Raw genomic sequence first — 18,714 nt, forward strand, 5'->3', positions numbered from 1 at the left:
AGACTGGCGTGAAAGCGAAGCAACCTTAGGCAGAGGCGGGATAGAGAAACGGCGGTAAATCCGAGTAAACTGATGTTCACCACAAACCCCAGCCTACGGATACCGCCGTTGCCATGGATGCTACCCCGCTCTGCCTGTTCTGGAAAGGTTTCACCGTCGCCCATCACGAATTCCTGGATGAGCAAACACTACGGCTCCAGTTGGCGCCTGATGACCTGATCCCGCCAGTCTGCAGCGGCTGTGACCATGCCTGCTTTCTCGTCCATGACGTGCATCACCGTCGCGTCCGAGAGGCGCCGTTGCTGATCTACCGGGTGGAGCTGGAGGTGCCGGTACGTCGCCTGCGCTGCCCCGTCTGCGGCCCGACACGCGAGCGCATTGACTGGTTGCCGGGTCGTTCACCGGTGACCACCACGCTGCGCCAGTGGGTGGAGCGTCTGGTCGAGTTGCTGCCGATCCGGCATGTCGCCGACTTGGTCGGCCTGCACTGGCATACCGTCAAGGCCATCGATAAGCAGCGCCTACAGCGTGACCTGCCGGCGCCGGACCCGACGCGGCTGCGTCGCCTGATGATGGACGAGTTCGCCCTCCACAAGGGGCACCGCTACGCCACGGTGATTGCGTGTGCCGACACCCAGCAGGTGGTGTGGATCGGCGAAGGTCGCTCCCGGGAGGCGATCCGCCCGTTCTTCGAATGGTTGGGTGATGCGCGACAGCAGATCGAGGCCGTCGCCATGGACATGAACGCGTCTTTCGATCTCGAAGTGAAGGACCAGTGCCCTAACGCCGAGGTGGTCTACGACCGCTTCCATGTCGTGGCCAAGTACGGGCGTGAAGTGATGGACCGGGTGCGCGTCGATCAGGCCAATCAGCTGCGCGACGACAAGGCGGCCCGCAAGGTGATCAAGGGCAGCCGCTGGCTGCTGCTGCGCAATCAAGACAACCTCAAGCCTGAGCAAGCGGTGAAGCTGGAGGAACTGCTGGCCGCCAATGCCTCACTGACCAAGGTGTATCTGCTCAAAGACCAGCTCAAGACACTGTGGTTTGCCGAGGACGAGGCGACGGCACGCAGCGGTTGGCAAGAGTGGGCCGGTATGGCGTTGAGCAGCGGTATCGACGCCTTGGTGCGCTTCACCAAGAAGCTGGAGCCCTACTTGGATGGCATCGTATCCAGTGCTCGCCACCGGCTAAACACCAGCGTGCTGGAAGGTATGAACAACCGAATCAAGGTCATCAAGCGGATGGCCTACGGGTACCGCGACACGGCGTACTTCTTCCTGAAGATCCGTGCCGCGTTTCCCGGCAAAATGCGATGAACCAGAAAAAAACCGGCCCCTTGCGGGAGCCGGTTTTTCTTTACGGCGCTTGCCGTATCGCCGGAAGACCGGCCGAGGATCACTCCTCGGCGGCTTCCTCGCCCTCGACGACCGGACGGTCGACGAGCTCGACGAAGGCCATGGGGGCGTTGTCGCCGGTGCGGAAGCCGCACTTGAGGATACGGACGTAACCGCCCGGACGCTCGACGTAACGCGGACCCAGCTCGTTGAAGAGCTTGCCGACCGCTTCCTTGGAGCGGGTGCGGCTGAAGGCCAGGCGACGGTTGGCGACGCTGTCCTGCTTGGCCAGGGTGATCAGCGGCTCGATGACGCGACGCAGCTCCTTGGCCTTGGGCAGGGTTGTCTTGATGACCTCGTGCTCGATCAGCGACACGCTCATGTTCTTGAACATGGCCTGACGGTGCGAGCTCGTACGATTGAGGTGACGACCACTCTTACGATGACGCATGGTTGTGATTCCTTACCAAACTGGGACTCGAGTCGGCGCTCACGCGGAGGCCTTGTCGTCCTTCAGGCTTGCCGGCGGCCAGTTCTCCAGCCGCATGCCCAGGGAAAGACCGCGTGCTGCCAGAACGTCCTTGATCTCGTTCAGGGACTTCTTGCCGAGGTTCGGCGTCTTCAGCAGCTCCACCTCGGTGCGCTGGATCAGATCGCCGATGTAGTAGATGTTCTCGGCCTTCAGGCAGTTCGCGCTGCGAACGGTCAACTCGAGATCGTCTACGGGGCGCAGCAGGATCGGATCGATATGATCCTCTTCCTCCTCCACTTCCTGTTCCTTGTCGGCTTCCAGATCGACGAACGCGGCCAGCTGATCCTGCAGGATGGTCGCGCTACGACGGATCGCCTCTTCGGGATCCAGGGTGCCGTCGGTTTCCAGATCGATGATCAACTTGTCGAGGTCGGTGCGCTGTTCGACACGCGCGGCCTCGACGCTGTAGGAAACACGACGCACGGGGCTGAAGGTCGCATCCAGCTGCAGGCGGCCGATGGCGCGAGATTCGTCGTCGGCACCAACACGCGCATCCGCCGGCTCATAGCCGCGGCCACGTGCCATCTTGAGCTGCATCTTCAGCTCGGCACCCTCGTTGACGTGGGCAATGACATGGTCGGGGTTGACGATCTCGACGTCATGGTCAAGAGCGATGTCGCCCGCTGTCACGACGGCCGGGCCCTGCTTGTTCAGCGAGAGCACCGCCTCGTCGCGACTATGCATCTTGATCGCCACGTCCTTGAGGTTCAGGAGGATCTCGATGACATCTTCCTGGACGCCCTCGATCGCGCTGTACTCATGCTCGACGCCGCTGATCTCGACCTCTACCACGGCACAGCCGGGCATGGACGAGAGCAGGATGCGACGCAGGGCATTGCCCAGCGTGTGGCCGAAGCCACGCTCGAAGGGCTCGAGCACGATCTTCGCGTGGTGTGCACTGATCTCTTCGACCTTGATATCGCGCGGGCGAAGAAACTCTGTCACTGAACGCTGCATATGAACACCTTTCAGGCTGCCAAACGGATACTGGGTACTCTAGACCTGCCCCCGTCAACGGGGGCAGGCACGGCGCTTGGCACCGCTTACTTGGAGTACAGCTCGACGATCAGGGCCTCGTTGATGTCGGCAGACAGGTCGCCGCGCTCGGGCAGCGCCTTGAAGGTGCCTTCCATCTTCTTGGCATCGACCTCGATCCAGGCCACGTCGCCGCGGTTGGCGGCCAGGGCCAGGGCGTTCTGGATGCGCGCCTGATTCTTCGCCTTCTCGCGAACGGAGACCACATCACCGGGCTTGACCTGGTAGGACGCCACGTTGACGCTCTTGCCATTCACGGCGATGGCCTTGTGGCTGACCAGCTGCCGGGCCTCGGAGCGGGTCGAGCCGTAGCCCATGCGATAGACGACGTTGTCCAGTCGGGATTCGAGAAGCTGCAGCAACACCTCGCCGGTCGCGCCCTTGAGACGGGCCGCTTCCTTGTAGTAGTTGCGGAACTGCTTCTCGAGTACGCCATACATGCGGCGCACTTTCTGCTTCTCGCGAAGCTGCAAGCCGTATTCGGAAATACGCTGACGACGCTGGCCGTGCACACCCGGAATCTGCTCGGATTTGCACTTCTTCTCGAAGGGGGTGACACCGCTCTTCAGAAAGAGGTCGGTCCCCTCACGACGAGACAGTTTGCACTTCGGTCCAATGTAACGAGCCATGAATCTGTCTCCTTAAACGCGGCGTTTCTTCGGCGGACGGCAGCCATTGTGGGGAATGGGCGTCGCGTCAATGATGCTCTGCACGCGGAAGCCGGCGGCATTGAGCGCGCGCACGGCGGATTCACGGCCAGGACCGGGGCCCTTGACCAGCACGTCGACGTTTTTCACACCATACTCGGCTGCAGCGGTTGCTGCACGCTCGCTTGCTACTTGAGCCGCGAACGGGGTGCTCTTGCGAGAACCACGAAAACCCGAACCACCGGCAGTTGCCCAGGAAAGAGCATTGCCCTGGCGGTCTGTGATCGTAATGATCGTGTTGTTAAAAGAGGCGTGGATATGCGCAACGGCATCCACCACCTGCTTTTTAACCTTCTTGCGATTGCTACGCGGGTTAGCCATGTTGATGATTCTTCCTGTCTTTACGCCAGAACGTGCGTGTTATTTGCGGATCGGCTTACGCGGACCCTTGCGGGTACGCGCGTTGGTCTTGGTACGCTGACCACGCAGCGGAAGACCACGACGATGACGCAGACCACGGTAGCAACCCAGGTCCATGAGACGCTTGATATTCAGCGTCACATCACGACGAAGGTCACCTTCAACGGTATACTTGCCGACTTCCGAACGCAGGGTGTCGATCTCTTCAGATGACAGATCCTGGATCTTGGTGGTCGGCGCAATGCCGGACGCGGCACAGATATCCTGTGCGCGGGTGCGGCCAATCCCGAAGATATAGGTCAGCGAGATCGCCGCATGCTTGTTGTCCGGGATATTGACGCCTGCAATACGGGCCATCAGCTTACTCCGAATATGTGAGCGGCTTGCTCGTTGGGTCTACTACAAAAGGCGCAACAGCATACCCCTTTACCCTGCAGAGGGCAAGGGGCATGCCGGCACCCGGTTCAGCGCAGTGCCAGGTTCAGCCCTGGCGCTGCTTGTGCCGCGGCTCCGTGCAGATGACGCGGACGGCGCCATTGCGACGAATGATCTTGCAGTTGCGGCACATTTTCTTCACGGAAGCTCGAACTTTCATCGTTCCATCTCCAAAGTCGGCTAGCGAGGCGACCCCTGCGGGTCGCAACGCGCCAGTTCGACGGGCGGCGCCTCAGCGCATGATGCCGCCGCCGCCGTAGCCTTTCAGGTTGGACTTCTTCATCACCGACTCGTACTGATGCGACATGAGGTGCGACTGTACCTGACCCATGAAGTCCATGATGACCACCACCACGATCAGCAGCGAAGTACCGCCAAAGAAGAACGGCACGTTCCACGCCACGATCAGGAACTGGGGCATCAGGGAAACCGCAGTGATGTACAAGGCGCCAAACAGGGTCAGACGGGTCATGACCTTGTCGACGTAGCGAGCCGTCTGCTCGCCAGGACGAATCCCCGGCAGGAAGGCTCCCGACTTCTTGAGGTTGTCGGCGACGTCCTTGGGATTGAAGACCAGCGCTGTGTAAAAGAAGCAGAAGAATACCACCGCGGCGGCAAAAAGCAAGATGTACAGCGGCTGGCCCGGCCCGAGGGCCTGGGACGCACGCTGCAGCCAGTCGAGGCCGTCACCGGCACCCACCCACTGTCCCAGCGAGGCTGGGAACAGCAGGATACTGGAGGCAAAGATCGGCGGAATGACGCCCGCCATGTTCACCTTCAGCGGCAGATAACTGCTCTGACCAGCATACATCTTGTTGCCGACCTGACGACGCGGATAGTTCACGGTGATGCGGCGCTGACCGCGCTCGATGAACACCACGAAGGCTACGGTAGCAACGCCCAGGGCAGTGAGTGCCAGCAGCGGCAGGACGTTCCACGCCCCTTCGTTGCGAGCCAGCTCGAAGGCCTGGCCGACGGCGCCGGGCAGGCCCGCCACGATACCGGCGAAGATCAGCAGCGAGATACCGTTGCCGATCCCCTTCTCGGTGATCTGCTCGCCCAGCCACATCATGAACACCGCACCGCCCACGAAGGTGACGATGGCAGTGAAATAGAAGCTGAAGTCGGCTGTGTAGGCGATGCCTTGGCCGGCCAGACCCACCGACATACCGGTGGCCTGCACCAGGGCCAGGACCACGGTACCGTAGCGGGTATACTGGCTGATCTTGCGCCGCCCGGCCTCGCCTTCCTTCTTGAGCTGCTCAAGATGGGGCGAGACCGCGGTCAGCAGCTGCATGATGATCGACGCCGAGATGTAGGGCATGATGCCCAGGGCGAAGATACTCATGCGCTCCAGGGCGCCACCCGAGAACATGTTGAACATGCCGAGGATGGTGCCCTGCTGCTCCCTGAACAAGGCAGCGAGCTGGTCAGGATTCATACCGGGCACGGGGATGTGGGCACCGATACGGTACACCACGATGGCGAGGAGCACGAAGCGCAGACGCGCCCACAGTTCACCCAGTCCGCTGCCCATCGCCGGCATTTTTCCTGACTTCGCCATTTAGTCCTCTACCTTGCCACCGGCGGCTTCGATCGCGGCACGGGCACCCTGGGTGACCTTGAGACCGCGAACCGTAACCGCCTTGTTCAGATCGCCGGAGAGGATCACCTTCGCATGCAGCGTGGCGTCCTTCAGCACGTTGGCCTGCTTGAGGGTCTCGAGGGTGACTTCGTCACCGGCCACCTTGGCCAGCTCGGCCAGGCGCACTTCCTCGGAGACCAGCGACTTCGCGGAGGTGAAGCCGAACTTCGGCAGCCGCCGCTGCAGCGGCATCTGACCGCCCTCGAAGCCGGGCTTGACGCTGCCGCCACTGCGCGACTTCTGGCCCTTGTGGCCGCGGCCACCGGTCTTGCCCAGACCGGAGCCGATGCCACGACCGACGCGCTTCTCGGCGTGCTTGGAACCCGGTGCCGGGCTCAGGCTATTGAGTTTCATGGATTACTCTCCCTCAACGCGCACAAGGTAGTTCACCTTGTGGATCATGCCGCGCACGGCGGGGGTATCTTCCAGCTCAACCGTATGACCGATACGACGCAGGCCAAGGCCCTTGATGGTGGCCTTGTGCTTGGCCAGCACGCCGATGGTGCTGCGGGTCTGGGTAACCTTGATCGTTGCTGCCATGGTGCTCACCCCGTAATCGCTTCGACAGGCAGACCGCGCTTGGCGGCGATGTCTTCCGGCGACTGCATGGAGGCCAGGCCATTGACGGTCGCCCGCACCACGTTCACCGGATTGGTGGAGCCGTAGCACTTGGCCAAGACGTCATGGACACCGGCCAGCTCCAGTACGGAGCGCATGGCGCCGCCGGCGATGACGCCGGTACCCTCGGAGGCGGGCTGCATGTACACCTTGGAGGCGCCGTGACGGGCCTTGACCGGGTACTGCAGAGTGCCGCCGGAGAGGTGCACCTTGACCATGTTGCGACGCGCCTGGTCCATCGCCTTCTGGATCGCGACCGGCACTTCACGCGCCTTGCCACGACCGAAGCCGACACGACCCTTGCCGTCACCCACGACGGTCAGGGCGGTGAAACCGAAGATACGGCCACCCTTGACCACCTTGGCAACACGGTTGACCTGTACCAGCTTCTCCTGGAGGTCGCCGCTTTGCTGTTCGTTCTTCGCCATCGTAAAACCCTTTAGAATTCCAGGCCGCCTTCACGAGCGGCGTCGGCCAGGGCCTTGACGCGGCCGTGGTACTTGAAACCGGCGCGGTCGAAGGCTACCTGGGTGATGCCCGCTTCCTTGGCGCGCTCGGCAATCAGTGCGCCAACCTTGGCGGCGGCGTCGGCGTTGCCGGTCGCACCCTCACGCAGGGCCTTGTCCAGCGTGGAAGCGCTGGCCAGGACCTTGCCACCATCCGGCGAGATGATCTGCGCGTAGATGTGGCGCGGGGTACGGTTGACGCACAGGCGATACACGCCCAGCTCGCGGATCTTGGCGCGAGCGCGGCGGGCACGACGGAGACGAGATTCTTTCTTCGCGTTCATAACCCTGCCTTACTTCTTCTTGGCTTCTTTGCGACGCACCTGCTCGTCGGCGTACCTAACACCCTTGCCCTTGTAGGGCTCAGGCGGACGGAAGGCGCGGATTTCCGCGGCGACATGGCCGAGCGCCTGCTTGTCCGCGCTCTTCAGCACGATCTGGGTGTTCTTCGGCGTTTCCGCCGTGACACCCTCAGGCAGTGTGTACTCGACCGGGTGCGAGAAGCCCAGTGACAGATTGAGCGTCTGGCCCTTGGCCTGGGCACGATAACCGACGCCAACGATTTCGAGGGAACGAGTGAAGCCTTCGCTCACGCCGGTCACCAGGTTCTGAACCAGGGCACGGGTAGTACCGGCCATGGCCCAGGTCTTGGCAGACTCGCTGGGGGCAAAGGTCAGCTGACCCTCTTCCTGACCCACCACCACATCTTGGTGGATGGTCAGTGACAGTGTGCCCTGGCCGCCCTTGGCGGTCAGCTGGTCACCGTCGAGCTTGATCTCGACGCCAGCGGGCACTTTAACTGGATATTTGGCTACGCGGGACATTCCAAACTCCTAGAATACGGTGCAGATGACTTCGCCACCGACACCGGCCTTGCGAGCCGCGCGATCGGTCATCACCCCGTTGGAGGTGGTGACGATAGCGATACCCAGGCCATCGGCGACCTTCGGCAGCGCGTCCTTACCCTTGTACTGGCGCAGAGACGGCTTGGAAACTCGCTGAATATGCTCGATGACCGGCTTGCCCTCGAAGTACTTGAGGGCCACGGTCAGCTCGGGCTTGGCGCTTACGGACACCACGAAGTCGTTGATGTAACCCTCTTCCTTCAATACGCGGGCCACCTCGACCTTGAGGCGGGAGGACGGCATGGTGACCGTCTCCTTGGTGGCCATCTGCGCATTGCGGATACGGGTGAACATATCCGCCAGAGTGTCTTGCATGCTCATTTACGTTGCGCTCCTGATTCTTGCGTGACTTACCAGCTGGACTTCTTGAGTCCGGGGACATCGCCACGCATGGCGGCTTCACGCAGCTTGTTGCGGCCGAGGCCGAACTTGTTGTAGAAGCCGTGCGGACGGCCGGTGATGCGGCAGCGGTTACGCTGGCGCACCGGGCTGGAGTCACGCGGCAGCTGCTGCAGCTTCAGCGTTGCCTCGAAGCGCTCTTCGTCGGAAGCGTTCACGTCCTGGATGATCGCCTTGAGCTGGCTGCGCTTGGCGGCGTACTTCTCCACCAGTTTGGTGCGCTTGAGCTCACGCTCCATCATGCTTTTCTTTGCCATGATCCCACCCCTTATTTCTTGAACGGGAAGTTCAGCGCGCTCAGCAGCGCACGACCTTCAGCATCGGTGTTGGCGGTGGTGGTGATGGTGACATCCAGACCACGAATCCGGTCGATCTTATCATACTCGAGTTCCGGAAAGATGATCTGCTCACGCACCCCCATCGAGTAGTTGCCACGACCGTCGAAGGACTTCGGGTTGAGACCACGGAAGTCACGAACGCGGGGGATCGCGATATTCACCAGGCGATCGAGGAAGTCCCACATGCGCTCGGAGCGCAGGGTCACCTTGATCCCGATCGGCCAGCCTTCACGCACCTTGAAGCCCGCGATGGACTTGCGTGCCTTGGTCACCATCGGCTTCTGACCGGAAAGCTTCTCCATGTCACCGATGGCATTGTCGATCAGCTTCTTGTCGCTGGTCGCTTCGCCGATGCCCATATTCAGAGTCACCTTGGTGATCCGTGGCACCTGCATAACGTTGGCGTAGCTGAACTGCTCTTTGAGTTGAGCCACCACCTCGTTCTGATAACGTTCTTTCAAGTTCGCCATTTTGCTACCCGACTCGCGTTAGGCGTCGATCTGCGTCTGCGTCGACTTGTAGATACGTACCTTGGTACCGTCTTCCTGCACCTGGAAGCCGACGCGATCTGCCTTTCCGGTCTCCTGGTTGAAGATGGCCACGTTGGACGCGTGAATCGGAGCCTCGCGCTCGACGATACCGCCCTGATTACCCGCCATGGGGTTGGGCTTAGTGTGACGCTTGATCATGTTCACACCGGACACCACGAAGCGGTTTTCGAGAACCCGCTTCACGGTGCCACGCTTGCCCTTATCCCTGCCGGCGATGACGATCACTTCATCGTCACGTTTGATCTTTTGCATATCCGCCTCGCTCCTTACAGCACTTCAGGCGCCAAGGAAATGATCTTCATGAACTTCTCGTTGCGAAGCTCACGGGTCACTGGCCCGAAGATACGGGTGCCGATCGGCTGGTCGTTGGTGTTATTCAACAGGACCGCCGCATTTCCGTCGAAGCGGATCAGCGAACCGTCGGAACGACGGACACCGCTGCGGGTACGTACCACCACCGCCTTGAGGACCTGGCCCTTCTTGACCTTGCCGCGCGGGATGGCTTCCTTCACCGTGACCTTGATGATGTCACCGATGTGGGCGTAGCGACGGTGTGAACCGCCCAGCACCTTGATGCACTGCACCCGGCGCGCCCCGCTGTTGTCGGCGACATCCAGCATTGTCTGAGTCTGAATCATCGGTTTTCTCCAAACCTAATCTGACAGCAGGCGTGGGACTTAACCCTTGGCCTGCTCAACCACCTCGACCAGCGTCCAGGACTTGGTCTTGGACAGCGGACGGCACTCCTGGATGGAGACCGTATCACCGGCCTTCGCCTGGTTAGCCTCGTCATGGGCGTGCAGCTTGGTGGAGCGCTTGACGTACTTGCCGTAGATCGGATGACGCACGCGGCGCTCGATCATCACGACGATGGACTTGTCCATCTTGTCGCTCACCACCTTGCCGGTGAGCGTACGGGTTTTCTTCTCTTCGGCCATCTCAGTCACCTGCCTTCTCGTTGAGCACAGTCTTCACCCGGGCGATGTCCCGACGAACCTGCTTGAGCAAGTGCGTCTGGCTGAGCTGGCCGGTGGCCTTCTGCATGCGCAGGTTGAACTGCTCGCGGAGGAGTTCGAGAAGCTGACCTTTCAGCTCGTCGACTGACTTTTCACGGATTTCCTGGGCTTTCATCACATCACCGTCCGTTTCACAAAGGTGGTGGAGACCGGGAACTTCTGCGCCGCCAGGCCGAAGGCCTCGCGGGCGAGCTCCTCGGACACGCCTTCGATCTCGTAGAGGATCCGGCCGGGCTGGATCTGTGCGACCCAGTACTCGACGGAGCCCTTACCCTTACCCATACGGACTTCGAGGGGCTTCTTGGAGATCGGCTTGTCCGGGAACACCCGGATCCAGATCTTGCCGCCACGCTTGACGTGACGGGTGATCGCACGACGACCGGCCTCGATCTGACGGGCGGTGATGCGGCCACGGCCTGTGGCCTTGAGGCCATATTCGCCGAAGCTGACCTTGCTTCCACGATGCGCCAGGCCACGGTTGCGGCCCTTCTGCATCTTGCGGAACTTCATACGCTTGGGTTGTAACATCGACTCGCTCTCCCCTTACCTGGAACCTTTCTTCTTGGAGGGCGCGGCCTGCGGCTGTTTAGCCTTGGCGCGAACCTCCTCGATGCCCCCGAGGATTTCACCCTTGAAGACCCACACCTTGACACCGATGATGCCGTAGGTGGTCTTGGCCTCGTAGGTGGCGTAGTCGATGTCCGCACGCAGCGTGTGCAGCGGAACACGACCTTCCCGATACCACTCGGTACGGGCGATTTCCGCACCGCCGAGACGTCCGGAGAGCATCACCTTGATGCCACCGGCGCCCAGGCGCATGGCGTTCTGCACGGAACGCTTCATGGCGCGGCGGAACATCACGCGGCGCTCGAGCTGGCCAGCGATGTTCTGGGCCACGAGCATGGCGTCCAGCTCGGGCTTGCGCACTTCCTCGATGTTGACGTGCACGGGCACGCCCATCATCGCGGTGACGTCACGACGCAGCCGGTCAACGTCCTCGCCCTTCTTGCCGATCACGATGCCCGGACGGGCGGTGTGAATGGTAATGCGGGCGTTGTTGGCCGGGCGCTCGATGGTGATCTTGCTCACGGAGGCGTTCTTCAGACGCTCTTCCAGGAAGCGACGAACCTCGAGGTCGCTGTTGAGCTTGTCGGCATAGGCGCCGCGCTCGGCATACCACACCGAGGTATGGTCCTTGACGATACCCAGGCGAATGCCTGTTGGATTGACTTTCTGACCCATCTGGTCGACTCCTACTTCTCGGCTACCTTGACGGTGATGTGGCAGGTGCGCTTCAAGATACGATCCGCGCGGCCCTTGGCACGCGGCTTGATACGCTTGAGCGTCATGCCCTCATCGACGCAGATGGTCGAGACACGCAGCTCGTCGATATCCATGCCGTTATTTTCTTCCGCATTCGCGATGGCGGACTGCAGCACCTTCTTGACCAGCTTGGCAGCCTTCTTCGGTGAGAAGGTCAGCAGGTCCAGTGCCTCGGCGACCGGCTTACCGCGCACCTGGTCAGCCACCAAACGGGCCTTCTGGGCGGATAAACGAGCGCCACGCAGCTTAGCTGTGACTTCCATCTCTCAATCCTCTCTGGCTTACCGTTTGGCTTTCTTGTCCGCCGCATGACCGCGATAAAGGCGGGTAGCAGCGAATTCGCCCAGCTTGTGGCCAACCATTTCCTCGGAGACATGCACCGGGACGTGCTGGCGACCGTTATGGACCGCAATGGTGAGCCCGACCATGTTGGGCAGGATCATGGAGCGACGCGACCAGGTCTTGATCGGTTTGCGGTCGCTCTTTTCCACTGCAGCCTCAACCTTCTTCAACAGATGAAGGTCAATAAAGGGACCTTTCTTCAGTGAACGTGGCACAGCCGTTACCTCTTAATGTGTGTTACTTGGCCTTGCGGCGACGAACGATCAGCTTGTCGGTGCGCTTGTTCTTACGGGTCTTGTGGCCCTTGGTGGGGATACCCCACGGAGACACCGGGTGACGACCACCACTGGTGCGGCCTTCACCGCCACCGTGCGGGTGATCCACCGGGTTCATGGCCACGCCGCGAACGGTCGGACGCACACCTCTCCAGCGCTTCGCACCGGCCTTGCCAAGCTGACGCAGGCTGTGCTCTGAATTGCCCACTTCCCCCAGGGTCGCGCGGCACTCGGCCAGCACCTTGCGCATCTCGCCGGAGCGCAGACGCAGGGTGGCGTAGTTGCCTTCACGGGCGACCAGCTGGGCGCTGGTGCCGGCGCTGCGAGCGATCTGTGCGCCCTTGCCGGGCTTGAGCTCGATGCAGTGCACGGTGGAACCCAGCGGAACGTTACGCAGCGGAAGCGCATTGCCCTTCTTGATCGCCGCGTTGACACCAGACTCAAGACGGTCGCCGGCGCTCACGCCCTTGGGGGCAATGATGTAGCGACGCTCGCCGTCCAGGTACTTGAGCAGCGCGATGTTGGCGCTGCGGTTCGGATCGTACTCGAGACGCTCGACGATGGCAGGAATGCCATCCTTGGTGCGCTTGAAGTCGATGATCCGGTAGTGCTGCCGGTGCCCACCACCCACGTGACGGGTAGTGATACGACCGTTGTTGTTACGTCCGCCGCTGCGAGACTGCTTCTCGAGCAGGGGCGCATAGGGCGCACCCTTGTAAAGCTCGTCGTTCACGACCTTGACAAGGTGGCGACGACCGGCGGATGTGGGTTTGGTCTTGACGATTGCCATTGTCCGTACTCCTGCCCTTATTCGGCGCCAGAGAAGTCTTCAAGGGTCTCACCGGCGGCCAGCGTAACGTAGGCCTTGCGATACCCCTTGCGGTGACCCAGACCCTGCGCGGTGCGCTTGGTCTTGCCCTTGACGTTCAGCGTCTGAACGCGGTCGACCTTCTTGCCGAACAGGGCCTCAACGGCCTTCTTGATCTCGGGCTTGGTCGCGTCGCCGGCCACCTTGAACACGTACTGGTTGCGTTCGGCTGCCATGGCGGCCTTTTCGGTCACGTGCGGACCGAGCAGCACCTTGAATACACGCTCCTGGTTCATGCCAGCTTCTCCTCGAATTTACGCAGGGCGGAGACGGTAGCCAGCACCTTGTCGAAGGCGACCAGGCTCACCGGATCGGCGGCGGCCACATCGACCACATCCACATTGGGGATGTTGCGGGCGGCCAGGTAGAGCTTCTCGTCGACTTCCTCGGTGACGATCAGCACTTTCTCCAGGCCCAGCTCGTTGAGCTTGGCAACCAGCTGCTTGGTCTTGGGAGCATCGACGGTGATCTCCTCGACGGCCACCAGGCGATCCTGGCGCACCAGCTCGGAGAGAATCGAGCGCATCGCCGCACGGTACATCTTGCGGTTGACCTTCTGGGAGTGGTCCTGCGGACGCGCCGCGAAGGTCACGCCGCCGCTGCGCCACAGCGGAGAGCGGATGGTACCGGCGCGGGCGCGACCGGTGCCCTTCTGACGCCACGGCTTCTTGCCGCCGCCACGCACGTCGGAACGGTTCTTCTGCGCACGGGTACCCTGACGACCACCGGCCAGATAGGCGGTGACGACCTGGTGCACGAGCGCTTCATTGAATTCTTTGCCAAAGGTGGCGTCGGACACATCGACGGTGCCGGCGCCGGCAGCAAGATTCAGATTCATCGGTAAGTTCCCCTTCAGCCAGCTTTCACGGCGCTGCGCACGATGACGTCACTACCAGTGGCACCGGGCACGGCGCCCTTGACCAGCAGCAGATTACGTTCGGCATCGACACGCACGACTTCGAGACTCTGGACGGTGCAACGCACGTTGCCCATCTGGCCAGCCATCTTCTTGCCCTTGAACACGCGTCCAGGGGTCTGGCACATGCCGATGGAACCCGGTGCGCGATGCGACAGGGAGTTACCGTGGCTGTTGTCCTGGGTGCGGAAGTTCCAGCGCTTGACAGCACCCTGGAAGCCCTTGCCCTTGGAGCTGCCGGTCACATCGATCATCTGACCAGCTTCGAAGAGGGATACGGTGAGTTCGCCGCCCACTTCCGGAGCCTCGTCACCTTCTGAAAGGCGGAACTCCATCAGCGAACGACCGGCCTCGACACCTGCCTTGGCGAATTGCCCAGCCTGGGCCTTCGTCAGGTGCTTGGCCTTGCGGGAGCCAGTTGTAACCTGAACCGCTGCGTAGCCGTCACTCTCGACAGACTTGACGCGAGTAACGCGGTTAGGCTCAACCTCGATCACGGTCACGGGCACAGAGGCGCCATCTTCGGTGAAGACACGGGTCATCCCGGCCTTCTTGCCGACTAAACCGATAGTCATTCTCAGTCTCCTATAGTGTACGGGGCTATCACCCGCTATGGCTGCCCTTTCCAGAGCATTCCACTAGCACGTTGTGTGGCGCCTCACGGCGCGGCGGCTGCTGCTCGAACGTGATGCCGAGCGCTGGGCCGCGTGTCTAGTGTGGATGAATCAGTCGAGCTTGATCTGCACGTCCACGCCGGCAGCGAGGTCGAGCTTCATCAGGGCATCGACGGTCTTCTCCGTCGGCTCGACGATATCGAGCACGCGCTTGTGCGTGCGAATCTCGTACTGGTCACGCGCGTCCTTATTGACGTGCGGCGAGATCAGCACGGTATAACGCTCGCGGTTGGTCGGCAGAGGAATCGGACCACGAACCTGGGCGCCGGTACGCTTGGCGGTATCTACGATCTCCGCGGCGGACTGGTCGATCAGGCGATGGTCGAAGGCCTTCAACCGAATGCGAATCTTCTGGTTCTGCATTTGCCCTAACTCCAATGGATTCTGACGGCGCGAGCCGTCAACCCACGCATTCAAAGGATGCGCATTATAGGCACACCGAAAACGAGAGTCAAACACTCACTGACGATGTACGGCAAAGGGGCTCCTCCCGGAGCCCCTTTAGATCATTCAAGCAGCGTGATGCTTACTCGATGATCTTGGCCACGACGCCAGCGCCGACGGTACGACCGCCTTCACGGATGGCGAAGCGCAGGCCGTCATCCATGGCGATCGGCGCGATCAGGCTGACCACCATCTTGACGTTGTCGCCCGGCATCACCATCTCGACGCCTTCCGGCAGCTCACAGGTACCGGTGATGTCGGTGGTGCGGAAGTAGAACTGCGGACGGTAGCCCTTGAAGAACGGCGTGTGACGACCACCCTCGTCCTTGCTCAGCACGTACACCTCGGCCTCGAACTTGGTGTGCGGGGTGATGGTGCCCGGCTTGGCCAGAACCTGACCACGCTCGACGTCGTCACGCTTGGTGCCACGCAGCAGGGCGCCGACGTTCTCACCGGCACGACCTTCGTCGAGCAGCTTGCGGAACATCTCGACACCGGTGACGGTGGTCTTGGTGGTGTCACGGATACCGACGATCTCGACTTCCTCGCCCGCCTTGACGATGCCGCGCTCGATACGACCAGTCACCACGGTACCGCGACCGGAGATGGAGAAGACGTCCTCGATCGGCATCAGGAACGGCTGATCGATGGCACGCTCCGGCTCCGGGATGTAGTCGTCCAGGGCCTTGATCAGGTTGGCAACGGCGGTGGTGCCCATGCCGTTGTCGTCCTTGCCTTCCAGGGCCATCAGGGCGGAACCGGTGATGATCGGGGTGTCGTCACCCGGGAAGTCGTACTCGTCGAGGAGCTCACGCACTTCCATCTCGACCAGCTCGAGCAGCTCTTCGTCGTCGACCATGTCGGCCTTGTTCAGGAACACGACGATGTACGGCACGCCGACCTGACGCGACAGCAGGATGTGCTCGCGAGTCTGCGGCATGGGGCCGTCGGCGGCGGAACAGACCAGGATCGCGCCGTCCATCTGGGCGGCACCGGTGATCATGTTCTTGACGTAGTCGGCGTGCCCCGGGCAGTCGACGTGAGCGTAGTGGCGCGCCTCGGACTGGTACTCGACGTGAGAGGTGGCGATGGTGATACCACGCTCACGCTCTTCCGGGGCGTTGTCGATGGTGTCGAACTCGCTCCAGGAACCACCGAACACCTCAGCGGAGACACGGGTCAGGGCCGCAGTCAGAGTGGTCTTACCGTGGTCGACGTGACCGATGGTACCGACGTTGACGTGCGGTTTGGAACGCTCAAATTTTTCCTTAGCCACTGCTATAACCCTCTTTACGTTAGCTAACGGTTAACCGTTTTGGTTGATGACGGCTTCAACGACGCTGGACGGCGCCTCTTCGTAATCCGCAAACTCCATGACGTAGCTTGCGCGTCCCTGGGTCTGAGAACGCAGATCGGTCGCGTAACCGAACATCTCAGCCAACGGAACCCTGGCGCGGATGATCTTGCCCATGGCCGAGTCATCCATACCAGATACCAGACCGCGACGGCGGTTCAGGTCGCCCATGACATCACCCATGAAGTCCTCGGGGGTCACGACCTCGACCTTCATCACCGGCTCGAGCAGCACCGCCTTGGCCTTCTTGGCGCCTTCCTTGACCGCCATAGAAGAAGCGACCTTGAACGCGGTCTCGTTGGAGTCCACGTCGTGGTAGGAACCATCGTACAGCGTAACCTTGACGTCGATCATCGGGTAGCCCGCGATGACACCGTTCTGCAGCTGCTCGTAGGCCCCTTTCTCGACGGCCGGCACGTATTCCTTGGGAACCACGCCGCCGACGATTTCTGAAGCGAACTTGAAGTGCATGTCTTCATCTTCGCCCTTGTCTTCTGCGGTGAGCGGCTCGATGCGCAGCCAGACGTGGCCGTACTGGCCGCGACCGCCGGACTGACGCACGAACTTGCCTTCCTGCTCGACCTTGCCGCGAATCGTCTCGCGGTAGGCGACCTGCGGCTTGCCGATGTTGGCCTCGACCTTGAACTCGCGACGCATGCGGTCAACGATGATGTCGAGGTGCAGCTCACCCATGCCGGAGATGATGGTCTGACCGGTCTCTTCGTCGGTGCGCACCCGGAAGGACGGGTCCTCCTGAGCCAGCTTGCCCAGGGCCACGCCCATCTTCTCCTGGTCGGCCTTGGACTTCGGCTCCACGGCCACGGAGATCACCGGCTCGGGGAACTCCATGCGCTCGAGCACGATCTTGCTATCCTGATCGCACAGGGTGTCACCGGTGGTGACATCCTTGAGACCGATGCAGGCGGCGATGTCGCCGGCACGCACTTCCTTGATCTCTTCGCGCGAGTTGGCGTGCATCTGCACGATACGACCCACGCGCTCCTTCTTCTGCTTGACAGAGTTGAAGACGCTGTCGCCGGAATTGAGCACGCCCGAGTAGACCCGAATAAAGGTCAGGTTGCCCACGAAGGGATCGGTGGCGATCTTGAACGCCAGGGCGGCGAAGGGAGCGCTGTCGTCCGCCTCGCGGGTGGCGACGGTACCCTCCTTGTCGTCCAGCTCACCCTCGATGGCCTTGACCTCGGTGGGAGACGGCAGGTATTCGATCACCGCGTCCAGCACGGCCTGAACACCCTTGTTCTTGAACGCCGAGCCGCAGGCGACCGGAACGATCTCGTTGTCCAGGGTGCGACGACGCAGCCCGGCCTTGATCTCTTCCTTGGTCAGCTCACCCTCTTCGAGGTACTTGTCCATGAGCTCTTCGGACGCCTCGGCGGCGGCCTCGACCATCTGCTCGCGATACTCTTCGGCACGCGCCTGGAGCTCGGCCGGGATGTCGACGAGATCATAGCTGGTACCGAGGTCGGCCTCGTTCCACTGGATCGCCTTCATCTCGATCAGATCGATGACGCCCTTGAAGTCTTCCTCGGTACCCCAGTTGATCTGGATCGGCACCGGGTTGGCACCCAGGCGGTCCTTGAGCTGGCTGACCACGTTGAAGAAGTCGGCGCCGGTGCGGTCCATCTTGTTGACGAACACCAGCCGCGGCACTTCGTACTTGTTGGCCTGACGCCATACGGTCTCGGTCTGCGGCTGCACGCCGGACGAACCGCACAGCACCACCACCGCACCATCGAGTACGCGCAGGGAACGCTCCACCTCGACGGTGAAGTCGACGTGTCCGGGCGTATCGATGACGTTGATCCGGTGCTCGTCGAACTGGTGGTTCATGCCCTTCCAGAAGGTGGTGACGGCAGCAGAGGTGATGGTGATACCACGCTCCTGCTCCTGCTCCATCCAGTCGGTCGTGGAGGCACCCTCGTGGGTTTCGCCGAGCTTGTGGTTGACGCCTGTATAGAACAGGATCCGCTCGGTCGTGGTGGTCTTGCCGGCATCAACGTGGGCAACGATGCCCAGGTTGCGGTAGCGGTTTAGCGGAGTCTTGCGAGGCACGGTGGAACTCCTCGTTGGTTAGCGATGCGTTTAGGAGCACTGCGCTTGGTAGCGCCGCACTGAG

31 protein-coding genes are annotated in these 18,714 nt (G+C 61.6%); 1 reads left to right on the forward strand and 30 read right to left on the reverse strand.

The genetic code is table 11. The features are described from left to right. The first annotated feature begins 113 nt into the window (after positions 1 to 113). Positions 114 to 1,316: an ISL3 family transposase gene (locus NFH66_RS14460; RefSeq protein ID WP_349607353.1), complete on the forward strand. Its 1,203-nt coding sequence runs from the start codon at positions 114 to 116 to the stop codon at positions 1,314 to 1,316. Between the two features lie 79 nt (positions 1,317 to 1,395). On the opposite strand, the gene rplQ is transcribed toward NFH66_RS14460, so the two are convergent. The 30 genes from rplQ to fusA form a co-directional block, all read right to left on the reverse strand. After that, entirely contained in the window at positions 1,396 to 1,785 is a 390-nt protein-coding gene (gene rplQ / locus NFH66_RS14465) for a 50S ribosomal protein L17 (RefSeq protein ID WP_349610899.1), read from the reverse strand. Positions 1,786 to 1,824: 39 nt separating this feature from the next. Next, complete coding sequence (locus NFH66_RS14470) at positions 1,825 to 2,823, reverse strand: DNA-directed RNA polymerase subunit alpha (protein ID WP_349610900.1); 999 nt, start codon at positions 2,821 to 2,823, stop codon at positions 1,825 to 1,827. An 86-nt stretch (positions 2,824 to 2,909) separates the two neighbouring features. Next, positions 2,910 to 3,530: a 30S ribosomal protein S4 gene (rpsD, locus tag NFH66_RS14475; protein WP_161430191.1), complete on the reverse strand. Its 621-nt coding sequence runs from the start codon at positions 3,528 to 3,530 to the stop codon at positions 2,910 to 2,912. A 12-nt stretch (positions 3,531 to 3,542) separates the two neighbouring features. After that, positions 3,543 to 3,929, reverse strand: coding sequence for a 30S ribosomal protein S11 (gene rpsK / locus NFH66_RS14480; RefSeq protein WP_132044117.1), 387 nt, complete (start codon positions 3,927 to 3,929; stop codon positions 3,543 to 3,545). 39 nt (positions 3,930 to 3,968) lie between these two features. Continuing rightward, positions 3,969 to 4,325, reverse strand: a complete 357-nt coding sequence (gene rpsM, locus NFH66_RS14485; protein WP_132044115.1) for a 30S ribosomal protein S13 — start codon at positions 4,323 to 4,325, stop codon at positions 3,969 to 3,971. Positions 4,326 to 4,449: 124 nt separating this feature from the next. Further along, positions 4,450 to 4,563 carry a 50S ribosomal protein L36 gene (gene rpmJ / locus NFH66_RS14490; RefSeq protein WP_031384759.1) on the reverse strand — a complete coding sequence of 38 codons (114 nt, stop codon included), beginning with the start codon at positions 4,561 to 4,563 and terminating at the stop codon, positions 4,450 to 4,452. A 72-nt stretch (positions 4,564 to 4,635) separates the two neighbouring features. After that, positions 4,636 to 5,967: a preprotein translocase subunit SecY gene (gene secY / locus NFH66_RS14495; protein WP_349610901.1), complete on the reverse strand. Its 1,332-nt coding sequence runs from the start codon at positions 5,965 to 5,967 to the stop codon at positions 4,636 to 4,638. Next, positions 5,968 to 6,402 carry a 50S ribosomal protein L15 gene (gene rplO / locus NFH66_RS14500; RefSeq protein WP_161430189.1) on the reverse strand — a complete coding sequence of 145 codons (435 nt, stop codon included), beginning with the start codon at positions 6,400 to 6,402 and terminating at the stop codon, positions 5,968 to 5,970. It abuts the gene before it with no gap. A 3-nt stretch (positions 6,403 to 6,405) separates the two neighbouring features. Further along, positions 6,406 to 6,588: a 50S ribosomal protein L30 gene (gene rpmD, locus NFH66_RS14505; RefSeq protein WP_349610902.1), complete on the reverse strand. Its 183-nt coding sequence runs from the start codon at positions 6,586 to 6,588 to the stop codon at positions 6,406 to 6,408. Between the two features lie 5 nt (positions 6,589 to 6,593). After that, positions 6,594 to 7,094: a 30S ribosomal protein S5 gene (gene rpsE / locus NFH66_RS14510; RefSeq protein ID WP_349610903.1), complete on the reverse strand. Its 501-nt coding sequence runs from the start codon at positions 7,092 to 7,094 to the stop codon at positions 6,594 to 6,596. Positions 7,095 to 7,105: 11 nt separating this feature from the next. Beyond that, the gene (rplR, locus tag NFH66_RS14515; RefSeq protein ID WP_023007536.1) at positions 7,106 to 7,456 is read right to left on the reverse strand and encodes a 50S ribosomal protein L18; all 351 of its coding nucleotides are present in this window, start codon (positions 7,454 to 7,456) and stop codon (positions 7,106 to 7,108) included. Positions 7,457 to 7,465: 9 nt separating this feature from the next. Beyond that, positions 7,466 to 7,996, reverse strand: a complete 531-nt coding sequence (gene rplF, locus NFH66_RS14520) for a 50S ribosomal protein L6 (protein ID WP_349610904.1) — start codon at positions 7,994 to 7,996, stop codon at positions 7,466 to 7,468. A 9-nt stretch (positions 7,997 to 8,005) separates the two neighbouring features. Beyond that, positions 8,006 to 8,398 carry a 30S ribosomal protein S8 gene (gene rpsH / locus NFH66_RS14525; protein WP_349610905.1) on the reverse strand — a complete coding sequence of 131 codons (393 nt, stop codon included), beginning with the start codon at positions 8,396 to 8,398 and terminating at the stop codon, positions 8,006 to 8,008. Between the two features lie 29 nt (positions 8,399 to 8,427). Next, a complete protein-coding gene (rpsN, locus tag NFH66_RS14530; RefSeq protein WP_349610906.1) occupies positions 8,428 to 8,733 on the reverse strand; it encodes a 30S ribosomal protein S14 in 306 nt (101 codons plus the stop codon). An 11-nt stretch (positions 8,734 to 8,744) separates the two neighbouring features. Beyond that, the gene (rplE, locus tag NFH66_RS14535; RefSeq protein WP_349610907.1) at positions 8,745 to 9,284 is read right to left on the reverse strand and encodes a 50S ribosomal protein L5; all 540 of its coding nucleotides are present in this window, start codon (positions 9,282 to 9,284) and stop codon (positions 8,745 to 8,747) included. Positions 9,285 to 9,302: 18 nt separating this feature from the next. Then, entirely contained in the window at positions 9,303 to 9,617 is a 315-nt protein-coding gene (gene rplX / locus NFH66_RS14540) for a 50S ribosomal protein L24 (RefSeq protein ID WP_349610908.1), read from the reverse strand. 14 nt (positions 9,618 to 9,631) lie between these two features. Further along, positions 9,632 to 10,003, reverse strand: coding sequence for a 50S ribosomal protein L14 (rplN, locus tag NFH66_RS14545; protein ID WP_349610909.1), 372 nt, complete (start codon positions 10,001 to 10,003; stop codon positions 9,632 to 9,634). 39 nt (positions 10,004 to 10,042) lie between these two features. Then, complete coding sequence (gene rpsQ, locus NFH66_RS14550; protein WP_023007543.1) at positions 10,043 to 10,303, reverse strand: 30S ribosomal protein S17; 261 nt, start codon at positions 10,301 to 10,303, stop codon at positions 10,043 to 10,045. A 1-nt stretch (position 10,304) separates the two neighbouring features. After that, positions 10,305 to 10,496 carry a 50S ribosomal protein L29 gene (gene rpmC, locus NFH66_RS14555; RefSeq protein ID WP_110070674.1) on the reverse strand — a complete coding sequence of 64 codons (192 nt, stop codon included), beginning with the start codon at positions 10,494 to 10,496 and terminating at the stop codon, positions 10,305 to 10,307. Further along, on the reverse strand, positions 10,496 to 10,909 hold the full coding sequence (rplP, locus tag NFH66_RS14560; RefSeq protein WP_023007545.1) for a 50S ribosomal protein L16: 414 nt from the start codon (positions 10,907 to 10,909) through the stop codon (positions 10,496 to 10,498). The genes rpmC and rplP overlap by 1 nt, the downstream gene beginning before the upstream one ends. 15 nt (positions 10,910 to 10,924) lie before the next feature. Further along, positions 10,925 to 11,623, reverse strand: coding sequence for a 30S ribosomal protein S3 (gene rpsC, locus NFH66_RS14565; RefSeq protein WP_349610910.1), 699 nt, complete (start codon positions 11,621 to 11,623; stop codon positions 10,925 to 10,927). An 11-nt stretch (positions 11,624 to 11,634) separates the two neighbouring features. Beyond that, a complete protein-coding gene (rplV, locus tag NFH66_RS14570) occupies positions 11,635 to 11,967 on the reverse strand; it encodes a 50S ribosomal protein L22 (protein WP_010626471.1) in 333 nt (110 codons plus the stop codon). Positions 11,968 to 11,985: 18 nt separating this feature from the next. Then, positions 11,986 to 12,261 (reverse strand): 30S ribosomal protein S19, encoded by a 276-nt coding sequence (gene rpsS, locus NFH66_RS14575; RefSeq protein WP_084286553.1) that lies wholly within the window; start codon positions 12,259 to 12,261, stop codon positions 11,986 to 11,988. A gap of 22 nt (positions 12,262 to 12,283) precedes the next feature. Further along, entirely contained in the window at positions 12,284 to 13,111 is an 828-nt protein-coding gene (rplB, locus tag NFH66_RS14580) for a 50S ribosomal protein L2 (protein WP_349610911.1), read from the reverse strand. 17 nt (positions 13,112 to 13,128) lie between these two features. Beyond that, positions 13,129 to 13,425: a 50S ribosomal protein L23 gene (rplW, locus tag NFH66_RS14585; RefSeq protein ID WP_183332934.1), complete on the reverse strand. Its 297-nt coding sequence runs from the start codon at positions 13,423 to 13,425 to the stop codon at positions 13,129 to 13,131. Further along, positions 13,422 to 14,027, reverse strand: coding sequence for a 50S ribosomal protein L4 (rplD, locus tag NFH66_RS14590; protein ID WP_349610912.1), 606 nt, complete (start codon positions 14,025 to 14,027; stop codon positions 13,422 to 13,424). The genes rplW and rplD overlap by 4 nt, the downstream gene beginning before the upstream one ends. A 14-nt stretch (positions 14,028 to 14,041) precedes the next feature. After that, a complete protein-coding gene (rplC, locus tag NFH66_RS14595) occupies positions 14,042 to 14,680 on the reverse strand; it encodes a 50S ribosomal protein L3 (protein WP_349610913.1) in 639 nt (212 codons plus the stop codon). A 150-nt stretch (positions 14,681 to 14,830) separates the two neighbouring features. Then, positions 14,831 to 15,142: a 30S ribosomal protein S10 gene (rpsJ, locus tag NFH66_RS14600; RefSeq protein ID WP_010626466.1), complete on the reverse strand. Its 312-nt coding sequence runs from the start codon at positions 15,140 to 15,142 to the stop codon at positions 14,831 to 14,833. Between the two features lie 163 nt (positions 15,143 to 15,305). Further along, a complete protein-coding gene (tuf, locus tag NFH66_RS14605; protein WP_349610914.1) occupies positions 15,306 to 16,499 on the reverse strand; it encodes an elongation factor Tu in 1,194 nt (397 codons plus the stop codon). Between the two features lie 30 nt (positions 16,500 to 16,529). After that, entirely contained in the window at positions 16,530 to 18,650 is a 2,121-nt protein-coding gene (gene fusA / locus NFH66_RS14610; RefSeq protein ID WP_349610915.1) for an elongation factor G, read from the reverse strand. Positions 18,651 to 18,714 lie beyond the last annotated feature (64 nt).

Origin of the sequence: Halomonas sp. H10-9-1 (genome assembly GCF_040147005.1) — a bacterium.
Lineage (GTDB): Bacteria > Pseudomonadota > Gammaproteobacteria > Pseudomonadales > Halomonadaceae > Halomonas.